This is a genomic window from Amycolatopsis sp. NPDC059235 (assembly GCF_042754125.1).
GTDB lineage: Bacteria > Actinomycetota > Actinomycetes > Mycobacteriales > Pseudonocardiaceae > Amycolatopsis > Amycolatopsis albidoflava.
Genome location: NZ_JBHZAG010000057.1, coordinates 59,249 through 68,513, shown reverse-complemented (window position 1 = coordinate 68,513; position 9,265 = coordinate 59,249). Strand labels below are relative to the sequence as shown.

Here is a 9,265-nt window from a genome sequence, read left to right as displayed (position 1 = left end):
GTGAAGGGCTCCTTGAGGGAATCTGATTCCCTCAAGGAGCCCTTCACGGACTTCAGCGCATCCGGATGACGACGGTGTTGGTCGCGCGGTCGAGCCAGTTGCGGCCGTCGGCGTTGCGCACCAGCGGCGGGAGCAGCAGCGCGGTGAGCACCATCCGCACCAGCGCGCGCCACGCGCCGACCATCGTCGCGCCGTCGAGGCGGGCCACCCGGATGCCGAGGACCGCCATGCCGGGGGTGAATCCGAAGAACGTGACCGGGGCGACCGTGATGACCGCCCAGACCGCGCCCGCCCAGAGGTTGAACGTCTGCATCGCGGCCGCGTTCTGCAGGTCATAGCGCACGAACAGGGCCGTGATCAGGGACGCGAGCACCAGGTCGACGACCAGCGCGAGGAAGCGCGGGCCGCCGCCGGCCACCGCGCCGACGCCGGTTTCGGGCAGGCCCATCGACTCGCCGCGCCACTTCGGGGCCTCGCGCGGGCCCGCCGCGGTGGAACCGTCGCCGGTGCCCGGCAGCCATTCACCCGTCCATCTCGCCACCCGTCCAGGGTATGCCGGTGGCGCGGACCACATCCGGCCTGGTCGACTGGGCAGTGGCGGCGACCCGTTAACACCGGCGAAACATTCGGGTGACGGTCGGGCAACACCGCCCTCTTAGCGTGAGCCGAAGAGAGTACAGCCGCCGGTAACGAACGAGAAGGAGTCACCGAGGGTGCCCACTACTCCAGACGACATTCAGCGCCTCATCGCCGACGAGAAGGTCGAGTCGATCGACGTCAGGTTCTGCGACCTGCCGGGCGTCATGCAGCACTTCACGGTGCCGGCCAAGGCGTTCGACCTGGAGGCGTACGAAGAGGGCCTCGCCTTCGACGGCTCCTCGGTGCGCGGCTTCCAGTCGATCCACGAGTCCGACATGCTGCTGCTGCCGGACCCCGAGACGGCGCGGATCGACCCGTTCCGCAAGGCGAAGACGCTCTCGCTGAACTTCTTCGTGCACGACCCGTTCACCCGTGAGGCCTACAGCCGCGACCCGCGCAACATCGCGCGCAAGGCCGAGCAGTACATCGCGGAGTACGGCGTCGCCGACAACGTCTTCTTCGGTCCCGAGGCGGAGTTCTACATCTTCGACTCGGTCCGCTTCGAGGACGCCGAGCACCTGTCGTTCCACGAGATCGACTCGGTCGAGGGCTGGTGGAACACCGGCGCCGACACCGAGGGCGGGAACCAGGGCTACAAGACGAAGTTCAAGGGCGGCTACTTCCCCGTCCCGCCGGTCGACCACTTCGCCGACCTGCGCGACGACATCGTCCGCACCCTGACGAACTCCGGCTTCGAGATCGAGCGCGCGCACCACGAGGTGGGCACCGCGGGCCAGACGGAGATCAACTACAAGTTCAACACGCTGCTGCACGCTGCCGACGACCTGCAGCTGTTCAAGTACATCGTGAAGAACACCGTGTTCGCCGCGGGCAAGACCGCGACGTTCATGCCGAAGCCGCTGGCCGGCGACAACGGCTCGGGCATGCACTGCCACCAGTCGCTGTGGAAGGACGGCCAGCCGCTGTTCCACGACGAATCCGGCTACGCGGGCCTGTCCGACACGGCGCGGCACTACATCGGCGGCCTGCTCAAGCACGCGCCGAGCCTGCTGGCCTTCACCAACCCGACGGTGAACTCGTACCACCGCCTGGTGCCGGGCTTCGAGGCTCCGGTTTCGCTCGTGTACTCGCAGCGCAACCGCTCCGCCTGCGTGCGCATCCCGATCACCGGCAACAACGCGAAGGCCAAGCGCGCCGAGTTCCGCTGCCCGGACTCCTCGGGCAACCCGTACCTGGCGTTCTCCGCGATGATGATGGCCGGGCTCGACGGCATCAAGAACAAGATCGAGCCGCCGGAGCCGATCGACAAGGACCTCTACGAGCTGCCGCCCGAGGAGGCCAAGAACGTCAAGCTGGTCCCGGGCGACCTCGGCACCGTGCTGGACACGCTGGAGCAGGACCACGACTACCTGCTCGAGGGCGGCGTCTTCACGCCCGACGTGATCGAGACGTGGGTCCAGTACAAGCGCGAGAACGAAATCGACCCGCTGCGGCTTCGTCCGCACCCGTACGAGTTCTCGCTGTACTACGACGTGTGATGCAACACCGGGGTTGACCTGGTAAAACGGCAGCGACAAGCGGCCGGTTCCGCCATCCGTGCGGGACCGGCCGTTTGTGTTTCCCGGTGTCCACGGCGCGCCGTGGAGAAGTCCGGCCTGCCGTTCCCCTGGTGACCGGCGGCCCTAAGGTGCTTTCATGCCATTCCGCGCGGACGAACGAGAGCCGGTTTTCTCGCCCAAGGAACTCGCCTCGGCCGCGCGGAGCTGTCCGGCGCTCGCCGAGGCGGCGAAGCTGGCCGGATGGGTCGGACCTGGTCGGCCGCTGACCGCTCGGGGAGTGCTCAAGCCTGCCGCCGCCGTCGAGGCCTGCGACCTGCTCGGGATCGAACTGGCTACCCGCAAGCCCCGCAGCGCGCTGGACATCGATCAGCTGATGCTGGCGTGGTTCACCGCGGCGGCGGCCGGATTCGTCGAGGTGGAGCGTGGCCGGGCGGCCGCGGGCGCCGCGCTGGAGACCTGGGCCGAGGGGACCGCGGACGAGGTACTGGCGATCTGGACCCGGTGCACGCTGGAGTGTTTCGGGCTGGCCGGTGAGGCGGGCGATCCCGATGCGGAGCTCCTGGACGGGTTGGCCGTCCTGTACGAGCGGGGCGGCGCGATCTCGCTGGACGACCTGAGCGAGGACATCGCGAGGGGCCTCGCCGCCGGCACGCCGGGCTGCACTTGCCCGTCCTGCTCGTTGGCGACCGGCCTCCTCGATGACCTGGCAGGCACGACGGAAGCCGGCGGCGAGATCGTCGAAGCCCTCGCCGAGTTCGGTATCGCCGCCCTGCACGGCGACACCGCCGAGCTGACCCCGCTGGGGCGCTGGCTCACCGATTTCCTGTTCCGGCGAAACGCGCCGGCGGCCGGAGCCGATGCCGCCGCGCTGGTGGATGCGGTGGCGGCGCTGCCCGACCGGATCGCCGCACTGATGGCCCGGCCCTGGCTGTCCGCCCGCGCGCCGGCCGAGGCCGCGGCCGAACTGATCTCGGCCGGCGAATCCGCCTCGGGGCAACAGCGGCTCGCCGCACTGGCGCTGGCTCGCGAATGCGGCCCGGACGCGGCCGCCGCTTGGCGGGAGTGGGCGGGCTATGAAGGGTTCGGCTCCTACGCGCGGATCTGGCTGGCCGAGCAGGACGGCACGGAGCCGGCCGAGACCGACCTGGCATGGACCGCCGCGGACGCACTCGCCGTCCTGCAGGACACGCTGGCTCCCGATCTGCCCCCGCAAGCGCTGTCCGGCCTGCTCCACGACCAGGCAGGCGCCGAGCAGGCCGAGATCCTGCCGCTGCTGGCCCGCACTGGTCACCCGGCGGCCGACCGGCTGGTCAAGCTCCTGCCGGTTTCTCCGATGGCCGGATTGCCCGGCGGTCCACCGCCCGCACCGGACGCGCCCGTCCCGCCCGCCGCGGTGCGCCCCGACACTCGCTACCAGGTCAAGCTCGCCCTGCGCGACGTGACGAAACCGCCGGTGTGGCGACGCCTGGAGGTGCCCGCCGATCTCGATCTCGGCCAGGTGCACGAGGTGATCCAGATCGCGATGGGCTGGGAGAACTGCCATCTGCACGCCTTCTCCGCGGGTGGCGCCCAGTACGGAATTCCCGACCCGGACCTCGGCCACGCCGACGAGCGGGCGGTGCGCCTGTCCCAGCTGCTGGCCGAGGTCGGCGACCGGCTGGGCTACGCCTACGACTTCGGCGACGGCTGGGAACACGAGCTCACGCTGGAAGAAATCCTGCCTGCCGAAGCCGGAACGACCGGTCCGATCTGCACTGTCGGTGAAGGGGCGTGCCCACCGGAGGACTGCGGCGGCCCGTACGGCTACCAGGAGCTGAAGGCGATTCTGGCCGATCCGGGCGACGACGAGCACGAGGGCATGCTCGGATGGCTCGGCTTGGCTTCGCCCGCCGACTTCGACCCGCACGCGTTTTCCGCCGAGGACGCCAATCGCCGGCTCGACCAGCTCACCGGGCCCCGCCTGCGCATCGTGCGCTGACCTGGTTCGTCCCCGCTCCGGGCACGAACGGCTGTCGGAGAGGCAGTATCTCGGCGCGTTCCTCAGCTGTTCGCGCCGTGTGCCGCGACGAACGCGGCGACGCAGCGGTCCAGGTCCTCGCGAGAATGCTCCGACGAGATCTGCACCCGGATGCGGGCCTCTCCCCATGGCACCACCGGATAGCTGAACGCCGTCACGTACACGCCAGACCGCCGCATCCGCTCGGCCACACGGACGGCCTCCCCTGCGTCGCCGAACATCACTGGCACGATTGGATGTTCGCCAGGCAGGAGAGGGAAGCCAGCTGCAGTCATCTGGTCGCGGAAGCAAGCGGTGTTGCGGTGGAGTGCGGCGCGGCGAGAGGGGTCCGTTGCGAGGTCGAGAGCGGCGAGAGCGCCCGCGACGATGGCGGGTGAGAGGGCGTTCGAGAACAGGTACGGACGGGAACGCTGTCGCAGCAACTCCACGATCTCGGCGTGAGCGCTGACGTAGCCGCCGGAAGCACCGCCGAGGGCTTTGCCCAGTGTGCCGGTGATGATGTCGACTCGGTCCTGCACGCCAAGCAACTCGGGGGTTCCGGCACCGGTCGGGCCGAGGATCCCGACGGCGTGTGAGTCGTCGACCATGACCAGGGCGTCATAGCGGTCGGCTAGGTCGCAGATTTCTCGCAAGGGGGCGATGGAGCCGTCCATGGAGAAGACGCCGTCGGTCACGATGAGACGGCGGCGGGCGGGGGTCGACAGTTGGGTTTCTAGGTCCGTCAGGGTGCGGTAGCGGTGGCGGCGCGCTTTCGAAAGGCGGATGCCGTCGATGATTGAGGCGTGGTTGAGGGTGTGGGAGAAAACCGCGTCTCGCTCATCTAGCAGGGTGGCGAAGACGCCGCCGTTTGCGTCGAAGCAGGAGGAGTACAGGATCATCGCGTCGGTGCCCAGCCAAGCTGACAGGCGATTCTCAAGGGCGGCGTGTTCGGTTTGGGTGCCGCAGATGAAGCGGACGCTTGCCATTCCGAAGCCGCGGGTTTCCAGGGCTTGTTTGGCGGCGTCGATTACTGCGGGGTGGTCGGCCAGGCCCAGGTAGTTGTTGGCGCAGAAGTTCAGGACAGCCCGTCCGTCGACGACCGGCCGTGCCGATTGTGGCGAGGTGAGGTGATGTTCGGTCTTGTACAGGTCTGCGCTGCGGAGTTCGGCTAGCGCGGTGCGCAGTTCGGGTTGGACGGACGTGTAGGTCATGCGCGGGGCCGGAATTGCTGGACCTCGCGGCGGCTGCCGTCCCATCCGGTGTGGTGCAACCAGTCTTCGAAGGTCATCAAGCGGGGATGGAGGCGGCGCAGCAGGGCTAGGTCGCGGTCGTGGGCGGCGACGTCGTGTTGCTGGAAGAAGCCGAACATTCCGGCGTAGTCGTGACCGACGTCGGGGATGCTCGTGCGGAGTTCGTCGAGTGGCAGGTCTTGGTAGCGGGCGGGGGTTCCGGTTACCCGCGCGAAAGTCTCGGCGATTTCGTTGCCGGTCAGGCTGTCTGCGGAGACGGACAGGTCGCGTGCGCCCCAGGATTGCCAGTGTTCCAGCATGTGCACTGCGAACCAGGCGATGTCGGCCAGGGCGATCATGGGGTATCGGCCGGTGCCTAGCGGGAGAGTGAACACCGCGTCCTCGGCGGAGGGTGAGAGCCGGGATTGGAGGTTCTCGAAATACGGCGAAGTCACCAGGATCGAGACGTGCTCGGTATACCAGCCGTCCGGTTCGTGCCGCATCATTTCTTCGGAGCGGTGGAGCTGGATGTGCGCGGCGACCGCTGCCTTGGCCTCGTAGTGCGGCACGAAAACGCGTCCGTTGGTCAGGGTCGCGGCACTGTCCAGCGATGACCATACGAACCGGTCGACGCCGTGTTGTCGGGCTGCTTCAAGGATGTTCGTGCCTTGGGCGAACTCGGCGAGCGGGCTTTTGGTGGAGAAGAAGTCGGTGTTGCAGAAGACTTGGGACACGTCGTGCAGCGCGGATTCGATGCTTCGCGGATCGCCCGCGTCGCCTCGGACCAGGCGCACGCGGTCATGGGACAAAGCTGCCGCGCGTGGTGAATCTGGCTCGCGGGTGAGGACCGTGATTTCGTGCCCGGTGTCGGCGAGGAGTCGCGCGACGACCCGGCTGCCCATGGCTCCGGTGCCGCCGATGACGAGGGTTCGGGTCATGATGCGGCCTTTTCGGTGTTGAGCACGTGCTCGGCTAGCTCGTGGTAGGTGGCGATCCAGAGGTCGTCCCGCAGGAGGGCGACCTGCTGGAGCAGTTGGTCGAACTGATCGGCGAACAGCGGGCGTCCGCCGACGTGTGCGTGAACGGTCAGGCTGAGGATGCCTGGCGTGGACTGGCGGAGGAGGTAGTCGAGGAAGTCGACGTGGATGTCTCGGTACGCGCGCGGGCCCGCCATTACGCCGCGGACGTCGGTGAAGTCGCTGTGCATGAGGTAGGCCAACGGACCCGCCGAGGTGGCCGCGACGTAGGGCAGGTCGCGGTCGCTGCGGTCGCCGGACCAGAGGTAACCGGACGCGGCGAGGAGGGCGGGCGTATCGCGGGATTCGGTGGCGCGCGGGCTGAGCCAGCCGGTCGGCCGGGAGCCGGTGAGCTGGCGCAGGATGTCGGTGCAGCGCCTGATGTTTTCCGCTTCGGCGGCGGCGCTGAGCTGTCCGGGAATGATGTCCTGGGCGTAGGAATGCGCCGCGATCTCGTGCCCGGCGGCGTGCGCGGCCAGCACGGGTTCGGGATGACGCTCCGCGAGAAGGCCGCTGACGCCGAAGGTGGCCGACATGCCATGCCGGTCCAGGATTTCGAGCAGCCGCCACACTCCCGTCGTCGCCCCGTATTCGGCCCACGACATGCTGTGCCGGCACTCCACATCGGACAACGGCCACGCGGCGGCCATCGGCGCGTAGACCGGCCAATGGCCGTCAGACCACGACTCGAGCGCGACGCAGATCTTCACCGCGACCTTCTTGCCGTCCGGCCAAGCCCGCACAGGTCCCATGGGCATTCTTCGCTTCTTTCCCTCGGAATATCGTCACGGTAGCCGCGGGAGGGCGATTCATTTAGCCTCGTCGGCGGAGAGGATTTATCCACACGATGCATAAGCCAGAAGTCACGCTCGATCGCATGCGCACGTTCGTCCGGGTCGCCGAAAGCGGCAGCTTCTCCGCTGTCGCACGGGATCTCGGCGTCGGCCAGTCCACCGTCACGCGGCACGTGAGCGACCTGGAGGAGGCGCTCGGGGTGTCCGTCTTCAGCCGGACCACCAGGAGCATTTCGCTGACCGAGGAAGGGCGCCGTTTTTACGAGCGCGCCACGGAGATCCTCCGGCTGGTCGAGCAGGCGCGGCAGGAGGTCGAGGACGCCAAGGCGGGCGCGTCCGGGAAGGTGCGGATCTCGTGTTCGGCGTTCTTCGGAGTCATGCATCTGAGCAGGCTGATCTTCGATTTTCAGGACCGCTATCCGGACATTCGGGTCGACTTCGTCCTCACCGACGAGCGCTCCGACCTGATCCGCGACGGCGTGGACGTCGCGATCCAGATCGGACCTCAGCCGGACAGCGAACTACGGCTGCGTCCGCTCGGGGTGGCGCATCAGATTCTGGTCGCGTCGCCGGACTATCTCGCGCGGCGCGGGACGCCTGAGTTGCCGGAGGATCTGTCGACGCACGACGTGATTCGGCGGACGAGTGTCGCGAAGAGCCATGAGTTGACGCTCATCGACGCGCAGGGGGCGGCGCACGTCGCGACCTTCGAGCCTCGGTTGCGCGTCGATCACGGGCTGGCTGCGCGGGAGGCGCTCGTCGCCGGGCGCGGGATCTCGCCGGTGCCGCGGTGGCTGGTGGACGATCTTCTTCGGGACGGGGTGTTGCGGGAGGTGCTTCCTGGGTACAGCTGTGCGCCGTTGCCGGTGAATCTGCTCGTCGTGCCGGAGCGGGCGGAGCTGACTCGGGTGCGGCTGTTGCGGGACTTTCTCGCGGAGGAGATCATCCGGGTTCCGGGAGTGGGGCCGCTGCTTCGGCAGTGAGCGAGTCAGCCTGACGGCTTGTCCGCCCGGATGATTGCCGAGTACAGCTTGTTCCCGACCTCGTGGGTACGCCGGATGTCGACGTTCACGAGGCCCGCGGAGTGAAGCAAGGCTCGGTAGTCGTCGGCCGTGAGTGCCCCGCCGAGACATTCTTCGTCAGCGGCAGCTCGCTCCGCGTCGGTCAAGGTTTCCTCGGCGAGAAGGTCAGTCACCCCGAGACGGCCTCCGGGACGCAGAACGCGCGCGATCCCCGCGAAAACTGCCGGTTTGTCCGGCGACAGGGCGATGACGCAGTTGGAGATCACGACGTCCACAGTGTTGCCCGGCAAGGGAATGGCTTCGATCGTGCCCTTGACGAACTCGACGTTCCCGACCCCTGCCTGTGCGGCGTGCCGTCGGGCGAGGGTGAGCATTTCATCAGTCATGTCGAGACCGATGGCGCGGCCTTCCGGCCCGACGCGACGGGCGGAAAGCAGTACGTCCAGGCCGCCGCCGGAGCCGAGGTCGAGGACAGTTTCGCCGGGCCGCAGATCGGCGACTGCAAGCGGATTTCCGCAGCCCAGACTAGTGGCTGCCACCGTTTCGGGGACGTTTTCTTCCGCGTAGTGCACCGCGCCGAGTCGTTCGGATCCAGACAGCAGGCCGGTGGCTTCGCCCGCCAACGCTCGGCGTGCGGCATTGGCATAGCGGTCACGGATCGCGTCCTGGTCTGACGTCATCTCGATACCTCGCAAACGATGTCGGCGAAGGGGACGGCCGCCTTGCCCATGACGACGTCGGCCGCACTGGGGAAGCAGGACAAGCACTGCCTGTTGACCTGGTACAACCGGGCGGTGCCGTGCGGTCGCACCAGGACGAACCTGGCCTCGGTCAGGATCTTCAGATGCGCCGAGACCGTCGATTGGCTCACGCTCACCTGCTCGACGATCTCGCCGACCGGCAGCGGACGGCCCGCGGAAGCGATCAGGTGCAGGATCTGGACGCGCGTCGGATCCGCGAGCGCGCGGAACCATCCGGCATAGGTCTCCGCGGCGGCACGGTCCAGCACGGCATCCTCCTTCATCGTCCATCGACGATAGACGATAGAC

Annotated in this window: 9 protein-coding genes; 3 read left to right on the top strand and 6 right to left on the bottom strand. The window is 68.0% G+C overall.

Translation table 11 applies throughout. The features are described 5' to 3' along the window. Positions 1 to 52: 52 nt before the first annotated feature. A complete protein-coding gene (locus ACFXI3_RS30760; RefSeq protein WP_344268821.1) occupies positions 53 to 541 on the bottom strand; it encodes an RDD family protein in 489 nt (162 codons plus the stop codon). A gap of 172 nt (positions 542 to 713) precedes the next feature. Here ACFXI3_RS30760 and glnA point away from each other — a divergent pair, with 172 nt between their 5' ends. Next, entirely contained in the window at positions 714 to 2,138 is a 1,425-nt protein-coding gene (gene glnA, locus ACFXI3_RS30755) for a type I glutamate--ammonia ligase (protein ID WP_370940089.1), read from the top strand. A gap of 157 nt (positions 2,139 to 2,295) precedes the next feature. Then, a complete protein-coding gene (locus ACFXI3_RS30750; RefSeq protein WP_378404215.1) occupies positions 2,296 to 4,137 on the top strand; it encodes a plasmid pRiA4b ORF-3 family protein in 1,842 nt (613 codons plus the stop codon). A gap of 62 nt (positions 4,138 to 4,199) precedes the next feature. Here ACFXI3_RS30750 and ACFXI3_RS30745 read toward each other — a convergent pair whose 3' ends face one another. From ACFXI3_RS30745 to ACFXI3_RS30735, 3 genes are read right to left on the bottom strand one after another with little or no spacing between them, the layout of a single operon-like run. Continuing rightward, on the bottom strand, positions 4,200 to 5,366 hold the full coding sequence (locus tag ACFXI3_RS30745) for a glycine C-acetyltransferase (RefSeq protein WP_378404213.1): 1,167 nt from the start codon (positions 5,364 to 5,366) through the stop codon (positions 4,200 to 4,202). Further along, entirely contained in the window at positions 5,363 to 6,322 is a 960-nt protein-coding gene (locus ACFXI3_RS30740; RefSeq protein WP_378404211.1) for an NmrA/HSCARG family protein, read from the bottom strand. Before ACFXI3_RS30740 ends, ACFXI3_RS30745 begins: the two co-directional genes overlap by 4 nt. Then, positions 6,319 to 7,158: a polysaccharide deacetylase family protein gene (locus ACFXI3_RS30735; protein ID WP_378404209.1), complete on the bottom strand. Its 840-nt coding sequence runs from the start codon at positions 7,156 to 7,158 to the stop codon at positions 6,319 to 6,321. The genes ACFXI3_RS30740 and ACFXI3_RS30735 overlap by 4 nt, the downstream gene beginning before the upstream one ends. 119 nt (positions 7,159 to 7,277) lie before the next feature. On the opposite strand from ACFXI3_RS30735, the gene ACFXI3_RS30730 reads away from it, so the two are divergent. Continuing rightward, a complete protein-coding gene (locus ACFXI3_RS30730) occupies positions 7,278 to 8,177 on the top strand; it encodes a LysR family transcriptional regulator (protein WP_378404207.1) in 900 nt (299 codons plus the stop codon). A 5-nt stretch (positions 8,178 to 8,182) separates the two neighbouring features. Here ACFXI3_RS30730 and ACFXI3_RS30725 read toward each other — a convergent pair whose 3' ends face one another. Together ACFXI3_RS30725 and ACFXI3_RS30720 are read right to left on the bottom strand one after the other, a co-directional pair. After that, positions 8,183 to 8,896 (bottom strand): methyltransferase domain-containing protein, encoded by a 714-nt coding sequence (locus ACFXI3_RS30725; protein WP_378404205.1) that lies wholly within the window; start codon positions 8,894 to 8,896, stop codon positions 8,183 to 8,185. After that, positions 8,893 to 9,225, bottom strand: coding sequence for an ArsR/SmtB family transcription factor (locus ACFXI3_RS30720; RefSeq protein ID WP_378404203.1), 333 nt, complete (start codon positions 9,223 to 9,225; stop codon positions 8,893 to 8,895). The genes ACFXI3_RS30725 and ACFXI3_RS30720 overlap by 4 nt, the downstream gene beginning before the upstream one ends. Between the last annotated feature and the right edge of the window lie 40 nt (positions 9,226 to 9,265).